Raw genomic sequence first — 18,632 nt, forward strand, 5'->3', positions numbered from 1 at the left:
AAATCTCTGTGCACTCGGTGTCTCTGCGGCTGTTAAAAATGGAGTATTAAATGAAACTTACATCTATCGCCATCAAGCGTCCGGTAGCAACCATCGTATTGATTGCTACGGCGTTACTGCTCGGTTATTTTGGCTATTCCCGCATGCCCACGGATTTTCTGCCGGAAATCACCTATCCTATGATTAAGGTATATGTTTACTGGCGCGGGGCAACCCCCGAGGAAATCAATGACAATATAGCCGATCCGCTGGAACGCACTTTAAGCACTGTGGATGATCTCGACTATCTGGAATCATCCAGTATTGAGGGTATGTACACCTTGCTGATCAATTTTGAATACGGCACGGATGTAGATGTGGCCTATCAGGATGTGGTGGCGAAAATGGGGCTGGCAACCCGCAAGCTGCCGGCCGATGTAGACCCCCCGATCATGTTCAAGGCCGATCCGTCGCAGTTGCCGGTGGTGCAGCTCATCGTACAGTCAGATGGCAGGGATATGGTGAAACTGCGCACCTGGACGGAGAACGTGCTGCAGGATCAGTTTCTTGCCGTCAAGGGCGTGGCCGGCACCGAAATTGTGGGGGGCCTGGAACGGGAAATCCGGGTGCTTTTGGACCCCGAAAGGCTCTCTGCCTATGATTTGACCCTGAATCAGATTATCCGTCGACTACGGGAAGAAAATATTGAGCGCCTGGCAGGACGGGTGACCGAAGGCAGCCGCGAATTCATTGTGCGCACAACCGCAGAATTTCATAGCATGGAAGATATTCGCAATGTGGTTATTGTTAATAACAAGGGTTCGATGGTGCGTTTGAAAGACCTGGCAACCGTAGAAGACAGCCACGGGGACGAGCGCGTCGTTACCCGGTTTAACGGAAAACCCGCCATTAAACTAAACATTCTCAAGCAGGCTGACGCAAACACGGTGGATGTCGCCGAAGCCGTCAATGTGTTAACCCGGCAGCTAACAAACACAGTCCCGCCGGACATTCGTTTCAATACCGTTGAAAATCAGGCAGATTACATCAAAGGCGCCATCTCGGGCGTGAGGGATTCTGCAATTGTTGCGGTGCTGCTGGTCATACTGGTGATATTTGTTTTTCTGGGGCACTGGCGCCAGGTGCTGGTGATGCTCATCGCCCTGCCTGTTACCATCCTGTTCAATTTTTTCCTGATGAAGCTGGGTAATTTTTCCATCAACATATTTTCCCTGGGCGGCCTGGTGGTGGCCATGGGCGTGGTACTGGACAACTCCATCGTGGTGATCGAAAATATCACCCGGATGCATCTGGAAAAAGGAAGAAGCAGTGACACAGTAGCAGACAAGGCCACCAGTGAAGTCGCGCTTGCTGTGCTGGCGTCCACTTTGACCTTTTTGGCCTTGTTCCTGCCGTTTCTGCTCATTCCGGGTCTGACATCACTGTTGTTTAAAGAATTGATTCTGTCAATTGCCGGAATCGTGATTGTATCGTTACTGGTAGCGCTTACAGTAACGCCCATGTTAACCCACTATCTGGTCACTGCCAAGGGGCATCCCCGTGAACATCGCAGCCTTGCCGACCGTTTCATCGAAGTGATCGACCGCTTCTATCGCCGATTACTTAATGTTCTTCTGATGTTCCGCTGGATAGTGGCAGCTGTATTTGTGGCGTTGCTGGTTGTCGCTGTCTTTTTCTTTGGCAAGATCGGCAGCGAATTCCTGCCCAAAATGGACGACGGACGGGTCATGATCAAGGCGATTTTGCCGACCGGTACCTCCGTAGCCCGAACCGACAGCCTGATGACGCGGCTGGAAAAAATCGTCCAAGACGATCGCTATGTGGACAAGTATTTTGTGCTGTCCGGCGGAAAAGTTTGGGGGCTCATTACCTATGAAATCGCCAATGAGGGGCAGATCGATGTTGAACTGGTCCCCAAAGCAGAGCGTCCCTTTTCCTCCAAAGAGTATATCGCGAAAATCAGACCGGAAGTGATGCGCCACATGATCCCGGGCGCCAAGCTTGTTGTCAAGCAGGCAAAGATGAAAGGCATCCGTAAAATGGGCGAATCGGACGTGGAGATCAAAGTGCGCGGCATCGATCTGGAACGATTGAATGAAATCGCCCATCAGGTGGTTGGTCGTCTGAACCGCATCGACGGACTGACCAATATCCGTGTGGGTACCCAGATCACCAAACCCGAATATCAAATTCAGGTGGACCGCCTGCGTTTAGCCGATCTGGGCATTTCTACCGAATCTGTTTCCAATACTGTAAAAAGCCTGATTGACGGCGCGGTGGCGTCGCAGTATCGGGATCAGGGAGAATATTACGACATTAGGGCGCTGGTGTCCGAACAGCAAATTACATCGAAAGAAGACATAGAAAATTTATTTATAGACGGCAGAAATGGACAAAAAGTGCCGCTGCGCACGGTTGCCAAAGTGATCCCGCGATTGGGGCCGGTGGAAATTGTCCGGGAAGACCAGATGAAGCAGATCATCGTGTCAAGTGACGTCACCGCCGATGCAAGTATTGGCGATATGGCAGCGGCAGTCACGAAGAGTCTGGCGGATTTTCGCTTGCCGGAAGGTTACTCGTTTCAATTTGGCGGCCAGGTCTATCTGATGCAGGAAAGCCAGAACGTTATGCTGCAAATTATAGTGTTTGCTCTGTTTTTCGCCTATGTGATTTTGGCAATTCAGTTCAATTCGTTTAAACAGCCTCTGTTGATTTTGCTGGGCGTGCCCTTTGCTTTCGCGGGAGTGATTGCGGCCTTGCTGCTGACCGGTTTTCCGGCCGGCGCCACCGTACTCATCGGCGTGATCATCATGGCGGGCGGCATTGCTACCCAGGGCGTGGTGCTGATCTCTTTTATCAATGAATACCGCCGCAAAGGCCTGGCACTGCGGGAAGCGATTCTGGAAGCGGCCCCCCTGCGCCTGCGCCCCATCCTGATGACCCAGGCGACCACTATTTTAGGGCTCACACCGCTGGCGATCAACCTGGGCGAAGGCGGCGACATGCTGCAGCCCATGGCTATTGCCGTCATTGGTGGACTATTTTTCTCGCTGTTTGTAACCCTGATGTTGCTGCCGAATTTGTATTTTATTTTTGAAAAAAAAGCAACGAAAAAATAACGACATAATGTCAAAAGACCTTTAAGAGGTGTTATGATGAAAATTGCAATCATTGGCACAGAAAACCCAATGCAAAGACAACTGAAAATATACGTTGAAGATATTATTCATGAATTGGGACTTGAATGCAAGCTGGACATTATTCACAATATTAACGAAATTTTGGCTATTGAGGAAAAACAAATTGTGCTGACTCCGGCTTTAATTGTCGATGATAAAATTCTCTGCCAGGGGCACATTTGGTCAAAAGATGAAATCAAGCATTTTATGCAGCAGTTCTGTTCAAAAAGTAAAGCCGATAATGCCAAACTGCCGGATAAATTCGCAACCTGGAAAGGCATACCCAGAGAAGAGATTGACTGGGCGCCGACCATTGATCCGGAGCTATGCACCGGCTGCGGAATGTGTGTAACCTCATGCGGCAGAAATGTGTTTGATTATGACTGGGACCACAAAAAAGCTGTTGTTGCCCGACCGCTCCAGTGCATGGTAGGGTGCACATCCTGCAAAGTCTGGTGCGTTTATGATGCCATCCGTTTTCCGGATAGTGACAGAATAAGAACGCTAATCAAAAAACGCGGCGTCTTAAAGGTCGCTAAAAAAGGTCTGGATCAGCGGAAACGGCAACAGCAGCAATAGCGCTTTTGTTCCGAAAAATGCATATAACACGAACAAATTCCAAATCGAATGATGGATGAAATAAAATGAATTCACCAAAAACCATACAAACAGACACAATCCCGGAAACTCCCGAGATATCGACACCTGATGATTATTTTGCGACCTTTAAAGCAATTTCCGATCATACACGGTTACGGATTCTCAACCTGCTGTTTCACAGGGAGTTGTTTGTTTGTGAAATATCCGGATTGATCCAGCATTGTGATTCAACCATTTCTGCTCATCTTGCCATACTCAGAGATGCCGGCTTTATTATATCTGAACGGGATGGCCGTTGGGTGAAATATCGAATCAATCCCCAGCCAACGAATCCCTTTACCAAACACATGCTCCGTTTGTTAAAGCAATGGCTGGACCACTATCATTTTTATGAACAGGATATAAAGGCAACAGAAAACATCAATGTTCGCCACACCTGTTGAGATTTCAAGAGTACGAACAAAAAAAAGGTGCTGTTATGACACATACAAAAAAATATGCACGGACAATAAAAGATATTCTGGGACTGAACAGTTCTGCTGTTGGCGTCAAGTTTTATCTCAAAGATGAAACAATTGATGCCGATGCCCGGCGATTGGTCCGGCACCGCTATTGTCAGGCTTTGATGAAGGCCAGGCACGGCGAGCATGTGCTGCTCGATGCGGAAGGGATTGCTTGTCCTGCGGCGGCGGCTGCATTTGGATTCAAGCCGCTTGCACAGGGGTTGCAGACCGGCAAGGGCTTGCAGGGGTTCGGCATTGTTCAACAGGCCGAAACGGGCAAACGAATGTTTGAAGGCATGACCACCCTGGAGCCGGGCACGCTGCAGGCGCTCTATTTATTTCCACTCGAAGAAGCCTCAATTGCGCCAGATATTGTGGTTATTGAAGACGAGATCGAAAAATTAATGTGGATCGCCCTGGCCAAGCTGAATTTGCAGGGCGGCGAACGCATTGAAAGCACCACGGCGGTGTTACAAGCCACCTGTGTGGATGCGACGTTGATTCCTTTTGTGAAAAAGCAGTTCAACATGAGTTTCGGATGCTACGGCTGCCGCGATGCCACCGATATCGGACCGAACGAGACCGTGCTTGGTTTTCCGTTTCAGGAATTCAACGAGATTGTCAACATGCTTGAATTTTTAAATGAAAAAGCCATACCCAATTCACGCGGCAAAAATGCCTATGCCCTTCTCAGACGCAAGGATGCCGAAAATGTTGAAAAAGCAGATCCTTTTAACACGTAATAAACACAGGAGTATATAATGAATACAAAGCAAAAAGAAATGAAAGTGCTGGTAACCGGAAAAAGTGAAAATGCGACGAAAATCAATCTCACTTCCGGCAAGCACACGATGATAATCGACGAACCGAAAATGATGGGCGGCAATGACGAGGGACCGTCTCCCATTCAGGCACTGTTGATGGCGCTTGCAGGTTGTTTGAATGTGACCGGCCATGAAATAGCCCGACAAGAGGGCTTGAAATTAAACGGTATGGACATCAGGATCGAAGGTGTCATGAATCCATGTACATTTATCGGTTGTTCGTTTGAAGAACGCGCCGGATTTCAAAATATAACGGTAAAAGTCGACGCTGATTTTGACGGCGCGACCGACGAAGAAAAAAAACATTGGCTGGAAGAGACCGAGCGACGTTGCCCGGTCACGGATAATATTAAAGCGGACACCACGTTAAATGTTACTCTGCGATAATACATCCTTTAGGAGAAAAATATGAACTGGCTGACAACTTTTAACGACGCAAAAGACCAATCCGCAAAAACGCGGAAACCGATTCTTTTGCAGTTTGAAATGGAAAACTGCGGCGGTTGCAAAAAGTTGTATGCGGAAACCTATCGCGATCAACAGGTTCAGGACGAAATGCAACAATGGTTCGTCATGCTCAAGCTCGACCTGATCAAAGACCGGGAGATGCGCCGGGACCTCGCGGCCTACTGGACGCCGTCTTTTTATGTCCTGGATCACAAGGGGAAATCCTATTATCATTTCAACGGCTACCTGCCTCCGGTCGATTTCCGCGTCATGTTGCGGCTGGGCCTGGCGGAAGCCTGGATTCCCCGCGGCCGCTATGATGAGACGGTCAATGCGTTGAGTCAGGATGTGGATTCGCTGTCTGACTCGGCGTTAGTCCCGACGCTCCTAAAACAACGAGCCATTGCCGACTATATCAAAACCAAAGACAAAAATATCTTTCGAGGGACGATGAAGGATATACGCGAAACCTATCCGGACAGCCTCGAAGCCGGAATGTATTTCTGGCAGGATTAAAAAGATTTTAAAAAAATGGTAGATCTGAAAAAATTAATTGGAGTATGCTATGAATGCTAATAAAAAAACAATATTGATTGCCTGTTCCGGCGCGTCCAACACCGGAGCGTACTCGGATAAAGTGGCTCGTAAATTAATGGCCACGGGCAATGCCAAAATGCTGTGCCTGGCGCGCTTAGCCGTGGATGAAAAATGGGCGGAAACGCAAAAAAAGAGCTGTTCGCAAGACGCCCGGATTGTCGTGCTTGACGGCTGTCCGATTGATTGTGCGGCAACAATTCTCAACGAACGCGGTATTCACAATTTCGAGCATGTGCATACCACGGATTTTGGGATTGTAAAGGGCAAAACGCCGGTGACCGAAGAAAAAATAGATGAAATTGTCGAGTATTTGACAACGCGGTAATTGTCTTGTCAAAACTAAAGTTCTATCAGGAGAACATACGAGTTCAACACAAAACATTCTCATCATCGGCGGCAGCGATGCCGGCATTAGCGCCGCCCTGCGTGCAAAAGAACTCGATCCATCTGCCCGGGTCACGATGCTGGTGGCCGATCAATACCCGAATTTCAGCATTTGCGGTTTGCCGTTTTATATAAGCGGTGAGGTTAACGAGTGGCAGGCATTGGCGCATCGATCATTGGATGAAATAGAGCGCCAGGGTATCTCGGTGTTGGTAGAACATGGTGCAGCGCGCATAAACACTGGTGCGAAAACTGTGACCGCACGTGCGCAAAACAGCGGACAGATTTTATCATTCGAGTACGACAAGTTGATTATTGCCACCGGCGCTGTTTCCATTCAACCGGACATTTCCGGAATCGGTCTCCCCGGTATCTTTTTTTTACGCTGGATGAAAGACAGTTTTGCGTTCAAAAAATTTCTGAAAACTCGCCGTCCGCAATCTATTACGATAATCGGCGCCGGATACATAGGCATGGAAATGGCGGATGCCATGAAACATTTGGGCCTTGCGGTGAATGTGGTCGAATTCTTGCCTTCCGTATTGACGACACTCGATTTACACCTGGGAGAAATCGTGCGATCAGAACTGGAACAGCACGGTGTTCAGGTTTTTACAAAAACCGCGATCACGGAAATTACAGCAAACAAAGAAAAATTGATCGTCAAAGGACAAAAAGGGTTCTTGCTGACATCCGACATGGTGCTGGTCGCCACCGGAAGCCGTCCCCAAACAGTATTGGCACAAACCGCGAACATGGCCTTGGGCGTCAAAGGCGCTATCAAAGTGAATCAAAAAATGGAGACCAGCATCGCCGATATATATGCCGCCGGGGATTGCGCCGAAACGTTTCATCGGCTGTTAGGCAGGAACATGTACCTGCCTCTGGGCACCACGGCGCACAAGCAGGGACGCATTGCCGGCGAAAATTCAGTGGGTGGAGATCGTAAATATGCAGGGTCGTTGGGAACTCAAAGTATAAAGATTTTCGATAGAGTGGCCGCGCGAACCGGTCTTAAAGACGATGAAGCGCAACTCGAAGGCTTTGATCCTTTGACGGTTGATTTTGAGACCCGGGATCACCAGGTCTATTATCCCGGCGCAAAAAAGCTTCATGTCCGCATGACCGGAGACCGGAAAACCCATCGTCTGCTGGGCGCTCAACTTGTCGGCGCTTATGGGACGGAAGTGTCGAAACGGATTGATATTGTGGCAGCCGCCTTGTATCAAAATATAAAGGTTGAAGATTTAAACAATCTGGATTTAAGCTATACGCCGCCGCTTTCCAGTCCCTGGGATCCGGTGCAAATGGCGTCTCAGTGCTGGCTGCAAAAGGTACAGGAGATTGCATGAAGATAATCGTTCTTTTAAACGGCGGATTAAAAACCTGCTGTAAAACATTACCGACTGATATGGTTCGAATTTCATTAGAGAATTGGTTCAAGAGTGACAAGAATATAGAGATGAATGTCATTGATAAAACAGAGTCTGATGTCAAATTCGACAAGCTTGCCTCGCTGGCCGTGAACGCTCTGGGCGATAATGCCTACCCAATGATTTTCCTGGATAACGTCTTGATGAGCGTTGGCAAACTCCCGGAATATCGGACGTTGCATGACATGGCAAGGCAGCCGCATCGTGCGGGATTAACCGAGCAGGATATTTTCAAGCTTGAGAACGCGGAATTTCCGTCTAATTGAATGCCGATATTGCAGGCTATGACATTTTTGAACCGTCTCAATCTGATCAGTGCGTATCAATCATTTCAGAACAGTTTGGAGGAGATATGGAACCGAACAGACATATCGTAAAATTTTGTTGATTCTTTTTAGCCTCTTGATCATTATCGGAGCGATGGCGGCGGAACAGTCATCTGTCGACGCGGTGTGTCCGCCGTTTTTTCTACGGGATGAAAGTGGCGCCATCATCAATCCGGTTCAGGGCGTGAACGCGGACAAACCGTATTCCCCCCGGCAAACGTGCGGGGGCGCGGACTGTCACGATTACGACCTGATCACGCAGGGTTATCACTTTACTCAGGGCGCCGGTGAGGAGCCGGCCTCGGCGCAAGTGGAACGGTGTCTATGGGTGTCGTCCCCCGGAAATTACGGCGGTTCCTGGTGCTCACCGGCGCCGCTCTATCGTTACCTGTCGCCAAAAGAAAACACATCATCGAAAGAGATGGAAATGACGTCGTTCAGCGCATTCATCGGCATCTGGCGGGAAACCTGGCTCAAGCCTGTGCTTTACATTGGCTTGTTTCTGCTGCTGATGATTCCGCTGGTCCTGGCAGGGGAATTTGTTTTGCGCTGGATTTACGGGCCGCATCCCATGCCGAAAATCTTAGCCTACGTGCCGATGCTCCTGGTCGTATTCCTCAGCGTGGCCGTGCTGTTGATGATGAGCGACCGTCAATTGGTTCATTTTATTCTGCCGTCGCGTTTTTGGCTGGACAGCAATCACTTTGCCATTGCTATGGTCATTTTGCTGGCCGGCATTCTGGCTCTTGTCTATCGGTTGCGAAATGTGATGCAAAACAAATCGGAAAAAAGCAAACAACGGCTCTGGATAAACGAGTTGGTCACGACGTTTATTGTCCTGTTTGTTTCCGGTGTATTGATGTTGGTCAAAATTCCGGGCCTGGTCGAAGTGAATCGATTCGCTTATAGCGTTTTTGATGTTGCGCTATTATTTATTTTGATGGGAACGCTGGTCACATTTTATACGCAAATAATCAAAAATGCCATTCAATCAACAAAAACCGCGTGATAATAATAGAGACCTGCAACATACAATAAAACAAGGAGGAGCATCATGTCATCAAGTCGAAGACATTTTATCAAAGCTGCCGGCGCCGCAGCGCTGGTCGGCACAGCAGCAAAGAATGTTTATTCCGCTGAAAACGAGATTTTAATTGTTGGCGTGGCGTGCAGCCCGCGCAAAGGGAAAACGACCGCCACTTCAATGCAGGCGGCGCTGGATGCCGCCCAAAGCGTTGATGCCAAAATAACTACTGAAATGATCGACCTGGGCGGCAAGGATATAGCCGGGTGGAAACCGCAGGCCGATGGACAAAACGTTATGGATGATTTTGAGTTGATTCTGCCGTCGTTTAAATCGCCGAATCTTGGCGGCATTATCATCGGCACACCGGTTTATTTCAGAAATATGAGTTCGCTGTGCGCGGCGTTTTTGGAGCGGCTGGGCGCGCTGCGAAAACCGACATTGCAACTGGCGAACAATGCCGTTGGCGCGCTGTCGGTGGGCGGTTACCGGAACGGAGGCCAGGAATTGGCGGTTCAGCAGATTCAAACGGCCATGCTCTGCCATGAAGCTGTAATCGTCGGCGGCAAACCAGGCGCGTTTCAAGGCGCCACCTTGTGGAACGACGGCAGTGATGACATTACCAAAGATGAATTCGGCATGACCAGCGCCAAAAATCTGGGCAAACGAGTTGCAGAGGCAGCGCTGATGTTAAAGTGAGGTTGAACAAAAATGAAATAATTCTTGATTCTTAAGATTTTATTTATTAATATATGCACATATAGGCATATGAGCATATAAAAATACAAGAATAGAAAAGTGAAAAAAAGCGAATTATTCAAGGCGTTGTCTGATGAAACCCGGCTGCGGCTGTTAAATCTTTTTATCCAGTCAAAAAAGCCGTTATGCGTATGTGAACTTACGGACGCCTTAAGCATGCCCCAGTACCAGGTTTCCAGACATCTGTCATTGCTGAAACATCAAAGTTTTATTAATAGTGAAAAACAGGGAAAGTGGAACTATTATTTTCTGGTTAACGAAAATCCCGTAAACAGCCAATTGTTTGTTTTTCTGCGCAGTTTTTTGAATGACACACAGTTTGAGCAGGACTGGCAGTATTTACAAAAACGATTGAACTTGCGGGAAAATGACCTTTGTACCATCGGTTCAGTGGCTGCTGAAGAATTGGACAATTTATTGCAGAAAAAAAATAAATGTTGATTGATAATGAGGAACCATTCAATGAGTAATCAAAACAACCATCCCGTTGGATGGCCCGCAAACAATCAACGGTCAAAAAAAACTCTTTACAAAAAATCAAACCGGAAAGAATTGTTTTATCTTGTTACGGTCGCCGCATTCTATCTGTTAGGCGTCAGTTTTTTCGGCTGCGTAATTGCAGGATATCTATTTAACTTGTTTTAGGAGGTAATTAATATGTCACAGCACAATGTAAGTATTTTTTCAATGCCCCAGGAGTTTCCCTGCGGCGCTGATTCCACCTGCTGCGGAGCAATCGGACAAACAGACGAGCAGCTTCAAATGCTTAAGGATGGGCTTGAAACCGCGCTGGAAATTCCAGTAGAAACGTTGAATGTGAAAAACGGCGCGGATATGAAAGCGCATCGAAAAATATTAGAGCTCACCCGATCGTTTGGCTGGGGTGTTATCCCGATTATTACTGTCGATGATCAAGTTGTTTCTATGGGTGCGCCGACGGTTCAGCAAGCGATTGATATGGTCAAAACAAAAATCAACAATATTTCACAAAAATAGGATGGAGATATTATGCCAACGTATGAATATGGTTGTCTCAATTGCAGCATTAAATTCGAAATATCCGCTTCCATGAGTCAAAAAGAGAACGGACTTGAAGCTGTTTGCCCCAAATGTGGAGCGACAGACACGGTTCAACTTTTCAATAGTGTTAATTTTTTCAAGTCAGGGAGTGGAAGCGCCAATGCCGCATTTAAATCGTCCGGCGGTTGCGGTCCCAATTCGGGCTCCGGATGCTGTGGATAGCAAGTTATGTTTCCCCCAAGCGCTGCCAGTTAAATTGTTAATTATAAGGAGTGAACCAATGAAAGCTTGTCCGATTTTTAAAAAAATAAAACTTTTCATCTGGCTGATTTTCATGTTCGGCGTCAGCTCAGTATTGATGTTCTGTTCAAAAAGCGACAGTCCGAATAATGGAAATGCGAAAACGACTGAAATATCCGGGCAAAAAAGTGTCCTGGTTCAAAATGCCATGGCTGCACCGAACGAAAGCGCCACGAATGCCGCCAAAGCGATTGAAATGGCGCAGCAAAATCATCAGTACCTGGCGCTGATTTTTTATAATCAAAAAGATGCTTCGCTGCAGGAAATGGATGATATTGTTACCAATTTTCAAACCAGATCATCCAAAGAAATTCAGGTCTACAAAGCGCTGACCACGGATTTAAAAGAAGCCGATATCATTAAAGAATACGGTGTCGACCGCGCTCCTTTGCCGCTGCTGCTTGTTTTTGCGCCGAATGGGGCAGTTACTGGCGGTTTTCCATTACAGCAAATCAGCCGGGAACGGCTCGAGCAGGCAATCGTCTCTGAATTGATGATGAAATTATTAAAAACGGTGCAATCAAACAGAGTGGCATTGGTATTACTAAAAAATGATAACACCGCCTTTAATGATCAAGCGACCCAGGCTGCGGAAGATTTTGCTGCGGATAAACGGTTGAACGGCTTTGTCGATATCATTCAGCAGAATCCACTGGATGCAACGATAACTGATTTTTTAAATCAATGCAAATTGGATAAGAATTTACAAAAAGCCACCGTAGCTCTCGTTGTGCCACCCGGTCAGATCGGCGGGGTTTATTCAGGAAACATCACCAAAGACACCTTAATTAACGGATTGGTTGCTTGCACTGCGGGAAGCGGCTGTTGCGGGCCCAGGTAAAAAGGGAATAGCCGTGAAAATCAGAAAATTAGCGTTTGAGGAAATGTTGCAGCAAAACAGTCAATTCGCCTCAAATCTTGTCGCTATCATACTCAGAGTTGCAGACGGATTAATCGGGTATATTTTGGGGGAATCATGGCGGAGATGCCCGTGCTTCCAGTACCCATGTATGTCGTGTAAGGTTTAATAATCTCTCGCGATTTCGTTATCAGCAAGTATTTTGCCTATTGTCAGGGCGACTCGAGTCGATCCATTTTTTATTATGACTGCTGATTAATTGATCACCATTGAGAATGCCAGCAAAATTCACAAGAGTTTCAAAGATCCGCCGTATCTGGCAAATTCGCGAAAACAGAGAGAGAAGAGATTGAGATTTATTGCCGGGTGCGGGACGATATCCGGGCGTTTGTCGAGATATTGCCTCAAGTTTGAAAGAACACAAGAGCCGGAAAATTGCAAAGATAATAATTAGGAGATTTTATTATGTTTTCGAAAGTTATAATAGCCACCGATCTTTCTAAAGCGTCAAACGAAGTGATCAAATGTGCCCAAGGATTAATCCCTCTTGGCGCTAAGGAAATTATTTTAACCGAATGTCTTAAAACACTTGAAGCCACCTCATTAGCGCTTGCTGAAGATATTGAAAGTGTTGATGGTATACTTGAAGAGCAAAAAAGTGTTCTGGAAAAACAGGGTTTCAAAGTAAGAACCGAAAAAGTTTTCGGGACAGCTCATGTTGAAATAAATCGTTTGATAAAAGAATACAATTGTGATGCTGTTATGGTCCCATCTTTAGGTCACAGTCTATTGCATGAAATTACTCTTGGGTCTCTGGCAGGTGACCTTATTCATCATATTACCAAGCCATTATTACTTGTCAGATTGAAAGTTGAAAATTCTAAAAATGAAAAAGAGAATCAGTGTGTATTGGCGTCGTCATGTGAGGATTTTCATTCTTCAATATTATATGCAACTGATTTTTCTGAACATGCTGACAAGGCCTTTCTTTATATGGAGAAATTGGTAAAAAGTGGAGCCAAAAAAGTAACTCTGATTCACATCCAGGATATGGTGTCGTTAGCTAAAGCTAGCAAAGAACTTTTAAAAGAATATGATAATATTGATTATAAGCGCCTTGATGAATTAAAAGAAAGACTTTTAAAGATTAGTGATACAAAAGTCAACACCAAAGTTGTCTATGGAAAACCCGCAAACGAAATCTTAAAATATGCAGATGAAATCAAACCGGCACTAATCGTTGCCGGAACCCACGGCAGAGGCTTTATTGGCGACTTGTTCGTTGGCAGCATCAGCCATAATATTGTACGACATGCCAATAGTTCAGTATTGTTAATTCCAAAGGAGGAGACTAGAGAAGATGAGTAATAAAACAGGTATTGGATTTTTTGAAAGATATTTAACCGTTTGGGTTGTTGTTTGTATGGCGATAGGTATTATAATAGGAAAGTTTCTTCCTGTTATACCGGAGTTTCTTGGCAAATTTGAATATGCTCAGGTGTCTATTCCCATAGCCATTCTTATCTGGTTGATGATTTATCCCATGATGATGAAGGTCGATTTTCAAAGCATCAAAAATGTGGGTAAAAGCCCCAAAGGTCTTTTGGTAACATGGATTACGAATTGGTTGATCAAGCCGTTTACGATGTTTGGAATAGCCGCATTTTTCTTTTATGTGGTATTTAAGGCTATCATTCCACCTGACCTGGCCAAAGATTATCTGGCAGGGGCAGTATTACTGGGCGCCGCTCCGTGTACGGCAATGGTTTTTGTGTGGAGTCATTTAACAAAAGGACATCCCGCCTATACAGTAGTGCAGGTAGCGACTAATGATTTGATTATTTTAATTGCGTTTACTCCGATTGTGGCTTTTTTACTGGGTGTGGGCGGTGTTGCCGTCCCATGGATAACGCTGATATTATCTGTAGTTCTTTTTGTCGTAATCCCTCTGACGGCAGGAATTGCCACTCGGATTAATGTAATAAAAAGAAAAGGTTTGGATTATTTTAATCATTCATTTATTCCAAAATTCAACAATATTACCATAGGCGGGCTTTTGTTGACATTGATAATAATCTTTTCTTTTCAAGGTGATATTATTTTAAAGAATCCGCTGCATATTTTACTCATAGCGATTCCGCTTACCATTCAAACATTTTTGATATTTTTTATTGCCTATACAGCAGCGAAATTATTAAAACTGCCGCATAATATTGCGGCGCCCGCAGGTATGATAGGCGCGTCGAATTTTTTCGAGTTGGCGGTTGCAGTTGCCATCTCGCTTTTCGGAGCGACTTCACCGGTCGCTCTCGCGACAATAGTAGGGGTTTTGGTAGAAGTCCCTGTTATGTTGACACTTGTCAGGATTGCCAATAAAACCACCCATTGGTTTCCTGCAAAATTGCATGAATAAACAAAAGGTATAATCTGACAAATTCACCGGATAAATTTGTTAACCTATATAAAATAAAAAGCTTGTCTTTATTATTGTAGAAATCAGATCGTTATAAAAATCGCTTTAAAAGCTGTTATCACTGTTGAGAAATGACTTGACATTCCGAAAAAGGATACTTATTTTTCGAAATTTAACGAAATGAAAAGGCTGCTATGGAACAACTCGTACAACTATTCAAGGCGCTCTCGGACAAAAACCGGGTACGTATCCTGAAAATGCTGGAAGCGCGTCCCCTGTGCGTGTGTGAAATCACCGAAATTCTGGGACTGGCTGCGTCCACAACGTCAAAGCATTTGCATATTCTGACGGATGCCGGACTGAGTTTCGAGCAAAAGGACGGAAAATGGGTGAACTATCACCTGAATCGGGCTGCGCAGCAGCAGTACATCAAGCAACTGCTGCCGTTGATGCGGGAATGGATCAATGATGATCCGGTTGTGGATCAGGATCGCAGAAACATGCAGACCACGGATCGGGTTGACCTGTGCCGGCCTGTGCGGAAAAACAATTCGATAACACGGAAAGTGAATACTCATGAACTGGAAAAATCAATATAAACCTCTGCTATGGATGGTCGGTCTGTTTCTGGCCGCCTATTTTTTGCCGGTGGAGCAGAGCCGCTTTCAACAGGCGGTTCACGAATCTCTGGCGCTGGCCAAATGGTACGCGCGCGAGCATGTGATTCTGTGCCTGCTTCCGGCGTTTTTCATCGCCGGAGTCATCGGTGTATTTGTCAGTCAGGCTGCGGTGATCAAATATTTTGGCGCCCGTGCGAAAAAATGGCTGGCGTATCTGGTGGCTTCGGTGAGCGGCACGGTACTGGCGGTGTGTTCCTGTACGATTCTGCCGTTGTTTACCGGGATTTATCGACGCGGGGCGGGCATTGGCCCGGCGGTCGCGTTTTTGTATTCCGGCCCGGCGATCAATATCCTGGCGATCATTTTAACGGCTCGTATTCTCGGATTTGAACTGGGTGTGGCGCGAGTGATCGGCGCGGTGCTGTTTAGTGTGGTCATCGGACTGTTGATGCATTTGATCTATCGCAAAGAAGAAGCGGAAAAAGCGGCGGCTCAGGCGGTGATGCCGGAACCGGAAGAGACGCGTCCGCTGATTCAGACGCTGTTTCTGTTTGTCACCCTGATCGGCATTCTGGTGTTTGCCAACTGGGGACGTCCTGTAGCGTCATCCGGATTGTGGCATGCCATCTGGTCACAAAAGTGGATAATTACCGGCGGATTCGGCGTGCTGCTGGCGATTGCCCTGGTTACGGTGCTGAAACTGAGCTGGAAACATGTAGGTTTGGCGGCAGCAGTCACTGTTCTGACCGCTGTGATTTCCCCGGGGAATCCGTTGATCCCGTTTTCGGCTGCGATTTTCGCCGTGGCCGTGCTTCTCAGCCGACAGCAGGGTGAAGGCTCGGAGTGGATGTCGTCCACCTGGGATTTTGCCAAACAGATTTTGCCGCTGCTGGGCGCGGGTGTGCTGGTGGCCGGGCTGCTTCTCGGGTCTCCCGAGGGCGCTGACGGACTGATCCCGTCGCGCTGGATCGCCTCGCTGGTGGGCGGCAACTCGCTGTTTTCAAACTTTTTCGCGTCCATTGTCGGCGCGTTTATGTACTTTGCCACCCTGACCGAAGTTCCGATTCTGCAGGGTCTGATGGCCAACGGCATGGGCGACGGTCCGGCGCTGGCGCTGCTGCTCGCAGGTCCGGCATTGTCCCTGCCCAACATGCTGGTCATCCGCAGTGTCATCGGCACACAGAAAACCACGGTGTTTGTGCTGTTGGTCGTCGTGATGGCCACGATATCAGGTCTGATCTATGGCGGAATCATGGCTGGATGAGCGTTGAAAGGTTTAATTGTTCAAGAGTTGAACAGTCGAACCTTTAAACGTTGAACTTTTTTATGACTTTTGATTCTGGAGGTATAATGAAAAAACTACAAATATTAGGCACCGGCTGCCCGAAATGCCGAAAACTGGAACAAGCGGCGCGTCAGGCTGCGGATGAACTCGGTATTGAATATGAACTGAGCAAAGTTGAGGATATGAACGACATCATCAGCTTTGGCGTGATGATGACCCCGGCGCTGGTGGTGGACGGCAACGTCAAAGTCTCCGGCAAAATTCCGGGCAATACCGAGTTGAAAGACATGATCGGCAATTAAGCCTATCTATCAATCAACAGGAGGATTTAACCATGAAAAGTTTGGGATTTATCGGCGGCGGCCGTATCACAAGTGTTTTCTTGCAGGCGATGAAAAACAGAGATGTTAACGTTGATCATATTGTGGTCAGCGATCCGGACACTATAGCGTTAAAAAAATTGACCCATGCTTATTCTGTTTTGAATGTAACGACTGGCTCGAACACGGAAGCAGCAGGACAGGATATCGTGTTTTTGGCCGTGCATCCGCCCGTGTTGAAAAATGTACTGCCGGACATTGCAGAATCCGTTTCCCGGGCAAAAGCGGTTGTATCGCTGGCGCCGGTGTTCACGGCAGAAAAGATAAGCGGGTTGTTGAACGGTTATAACAAGCTGGTGCGTATGATTCCGTCAGCAGCAAGTTATATCAACGCCGGGTTTAATCCGATGTGGTTTTCAAACTCTGTTGACGGGACGGTTAAAAAGCAGCTTTTGCACCTGTTCGATGTTTTGGGAGAGTGTCCGCAGGTTGAAGAAGAAAAACTTGAGGCGTATGCTATTGTCACGGCGATGGGCCCGACGTATTTGTGGCCGCAGTTGAATGAGCTTCACAAACTCGCCCTGGAATTCGGTATGACTGAAAAGGAAACGGTCGATGGTATCAAAGCGATGCTGGAAAATACCCTGCAGCTGATGTACGATGCCGGGCTGTCGTATGATGAGGTCGTTGACCTGATTCCGGTCAAGCCGCTGGGAGAATCTGAGGCGGATTTTCGAAATATCTATCGAACCCAATTATCCGGATTATATAAAAAATTAAAAGGAAACACAAATGGATAAGTTAAAACTACTTTTCCTGTGCACCGGCAATTCCTGCCGCAGTCAAATGGCCGAAGGCTGGACGCGCGCTTTAAAGTCCGATCAAATCGATGTCTGGTCCGCCGGGATTGAGACGCACGGTCTGAATCCGGATGCCGTGCGCGTGATGCGGGAAGCCGGCGTGGATATCTCCAGTCACGCGTCCACGCATGTGGATGATCTGATGCATATTTCGTTTGATGCCGTGGTGACCGTCTGCGATAACGCGCGTGAAAGCTGTCCCGTGTTTCCCGGAAACATCAAGCGTGTTCATAAAAGCTTTGACGATCCGCCGTTTCTGTCCAAGTCGGTGGATAGCGAGGAGAAAAAACTGGAGATTTATCGCCGGGTGCGCGACGAGATCCGCGCCTTTGTCGAGACCCTGCCGGACGCACTGGACAGAGATGCATAAAAGAAAGACAAGAGGTGAGAATGAAAGAGAAACTGGCAAAAAAGATGTCGTTGTTTGAACGATCATGCCGGTTCGCATTAGTTTGAAAACAAAACACGAGTTCACCATTCAGGAGGTTACCATGAAACAAATGATGCTATTGCTGCTTTTGGGTTAGATGACTACAGGTTTTGCCGGGGATGACGCAACATCGCTCGATAAAATCAATGTCTATTATTTCCACACCTCATACCGCTGCGCCAACTGCAAACATTTTGACAGTTGGACACAGGATGTGGTGGAAAACCGTTTGAAATCTCTTGGCGGAATGCAGCCCGGACACTCTGTGTCCAGTGCCCGTATTCCCGGACAGAATACATTCCCCAGTGCTTTGAGACGAGGGGTCGCGGCACAATTCAAAACAAAGCGTCATGATGCCTCGGTGTGATTGAAGGATTGATGTTTTTATTTTCAGGATTTCTGCTTTGGCTTTTGATCCTGTCAATCCGGCTGATCCAGCAAAAGAATGC

22 protein-coding genes are annotated in these 18,632 nt (G+C 47.0%); all 22 read left to right on the top strand.

Going from position 1 to position 18,632, the window contains the following annotated elements; genetic code table 11:
- Positions 1-50: 50 nt before the first annotated feature.
- Positions 51-3,119, top strand: a complete 3,069-nt coding sequence (locus U5R06_11420) for an efflux RND transporter permease subunit (protein MDZ7723385.1) — start codon at positions 51-53, stop codon at positions 3,117-3,119.
- Positions 3,120-3,155: 36 nt separating this feature from the next.
- Positions 3,156-3,758, top strand: a complete 603-nt coding sequence (locus U5R06_11425) for a thioredoxin family protein (protein ID MDZ7723386.1) — start codon at positions 3,156-3,158, stop codon at positions 3,756-3,758.
- 65 nt (positions 3,759-3,823) lie between these two features.
- Positions 3,824-4,222, top strand: a complete 399-nt coding sequence (locus tag U5R06_11430) for a metalloregulator ArsR/SmtB family transcription factor (GenBank protein ID MDZ7723387.1) — start codon at positions 3,824-3,826, stop codon at positions 4,220-4,222.
- Between the two features lie 35 nt (positions 4,223-4,257).
- Positions 4,258-5,025: a DUF169 domain-containing protein gene (locus tag U5R06_11435; GenBank protein MDZ7723388.1), complete on the top strand. Its 768-nt coding sequence runs from the start codon at positions 4,258-4,260 to the stop codon at positions 5,023-5,025.
- Positions 5,026-5,043: 18 nt separating this feature from the next.
- Positions 5,044-5,493, top strand: a complete 450-nt coding sequence (locus U5R06_11440) for an OsmC family protein (protein ID MDZ7723389.1) — start codon at positions 5,044-5,046, stop codon at positions 5,491-5,493.
- A gap of 21 nt (positions 5,494-5,514) precedes the next feature.
- Complete coding sequence (locus U5R06_11445; protein MDZ7723390.1) at positions 5,515-6,069, top strand: thioredoxin family protein; 555 nt, start codon at positions 5,515-5,517, stop codon at positions 6,067-6,069.
- Positions 6,070-6,118: 49 nt separating this feature from the next.
- Positions 6,119-6,475: a putative zinc-binding protein gene (locus U5R06_11450; GenBank protein ID MDZ7723391.1), complete on the top strand. Its 357-nt coding sequence runs from the start codon at positions 6,119-6,121 to the stop codon at positions 6,473-6,475.
- A 64-nt stretch (positions 6,476-6,539) separates the two neighbouring features.
- Positions 6,540-7,886, top strand: coding sequence for an FAD-dependent oxidoreductase (locus tag U5R06_11455; protein ID MDZ7723392.1), 1,347 nt, complete (start codon positions 6,540-6,542; stop codon positions 7,884-7,886).
- Positions 7,883-8,233, top strand: coding sequence for a hypothetical protein (locus tag U5R06_11460; protein MDZ7723393.1), 351 nt, complete (start codon positions 7,883-7,885; stop codon positions 8,231-8,233). The genes U5R06_11455 and U5R06_11460 overlap by 4 nt, the downstream gene beginning before the upstream one ends.
- Before the next feature lie 154 nt (positions 8,234-8,387).
- A complete protein-coding gene (locus U5R06_11465; protein MDZ7723394.1) occupies positions 8,388-9,302 on the top strand; it encodes a hypothetical protein in 915 nt (304 codons plus the stop codon).
- Between the two features lie 45 nt (positions 9,303-9,347).
- Positions 9,348-10,016, top strand: a complete 669-nt coding sequence (locus U5R06_11470) for a flavodoxin family protein (GenBank protein ID MDZ7723395.1) — start codon at positions 9,348-9,350, stop codon at positions 10,014-10,016.
- A gap of 99 nt (positions 10,017-10,115) precedes the next feature.
- On the top strand, positions 10,116-10,517 hold the full coding sequence (locus U5R06_11475) for a metalloregulator ArsR/SmtB family transcription factor (protein ID MDZ7723396.1): 402 nt from the start codon (positions 10,116-10,118) through the stop codon (positions 10,515-10,517).
- Between the two features lie 216 nt (positions 10,518-10,733).
- Positions 10,734-11,072 (top strand): hypothetical protein, encoded by a 339-nt coding sequence (locus U5R06_11480; protein ID MDZ7723397.1) that lies wholly within the window; start codon positions 10,734-10,736, stop codon positions 11,070-11,072.
- A 304-nt stretch (positions 11,073-11,376) separates the two neighbouring features.
- Positions 11,377-12,237: a hypothetical protein gene (locus U5R06_11485; GenBank protein MDZ7723398.1), complete on the top strand. Its 861-nt coding sequence runs from the start codon at positions 11,377-11,379 to the stop codon at positions 12,235-12,237.
- Between the two features lie 483 nt (positions 12,238-12,720).
- Complete coding sequence (locus U5R06_11490) at positions 12,721-13,623, top strand: universal stress protein (GenBank protein MDZ7723399.1); 903 nt, start codon at positions 12,721-12,723, stop codon at positions 13,621-13,623.
- Positions 13,616-14,668, top strand: coding sequence for an ACR3 family arsenite efflux transporter (arsB, locus tag U5R06_11495; protein ID MDZ7723400.1), 1,053 nt, complete (start codon positions 13,616-13,618; stop codon positions 14,666-14,668). The genes U5R06_11490 and arsB overlap by 8 nt, the downstream gene beginning before the upstream one ends.
- Before the next feature lie 194 nt (positions 14,669-14,862).
- On the top strand, positions 14,863-15,267 hold the full coding sequence (locus tag U5R06_11500; protein ID MDZ7723401.1) for a metalloregulator ArsR/SmtB family transcription factor: 405 nt from the start codon (positions 14,863-14,865) through the stop codon (positions 15,265-15,267).
- Positions 15,245-16,552 (top strand): permease, encoded by a 1,308-nt coding sequence (locus U5R06_11505; GenBank protein ID MDZ7723402.1) that lies wholly within the window; start codon positions 15,245-15,247, stop codon positions 16,550-16,552. Before U5R06_11500 ends, U5R06_11505 begins: the two co-directional genes overlap by 23 nt.
- 86 nt (positions 16,553-16,638) lie before the next feature.
- Positions 16,639-16,875: a thioredoxin family protein gene (locus tag U5R06_11510; GenBank protein MDZ7723403.1), complete on the top strand. Its 237-nt coding sequence runs from the start codon at positions 16,639-16,641 to the stop codon at positions 16,873-16,875.
- Positions 16,876-16,907: 32 nt separating this feature from the next.
- On the top strand, positions 16,908-17,693 hold the full coding sequence (locus tag U5R06_11515; GenBank protein MDZ7723404.1) for an NAD(P)-binding domain-containing protein: 786 nt from the start codon (positions 16,908-16,910) through the stop codon (positions 17,691-17,693).
- Positions 17,686-18,123 carry an arsenate reductase ArsC gene (locus U5R06_11520; protein MDZ7723405.1) on the top strand — a complete coding sequence of 146 codons (438 nt, stop codon included), beginning with the start codon at positions 17,686-17,688 and terminating at the stop codon, positions 18,121-18,123. The genes U5R06_11515 and U5R06_11520 overlap by 8 nt, the downstream gene beginning before the upstream one ends.
- A 157-nt stretch (positions 18,124-18,280) precedes the next feature.
- On the top strand, positions 18,281-18,550 hold the full coding sequence (locus U5R06_11525) for a hypothetical protein (GenBank protein ID MDZ7723406.1): 270 nt from the start codon (positions 18,281-18,283) through the stop codon (positions 18,548-18,550).
- The last annotated feature ends 82 nt before the right edge of the window (positions 18,551-18,632 follow it).

It is taken from the genome of candidate division KSB1 bacterium (assembly GCA_034521575.1).
Classification (GTDB): Bacteria; Zhuqueibacterota; Zhuqueibacteria; order Residuimicrobiales; family Krinioviventaceae; genus JAXHMJ01.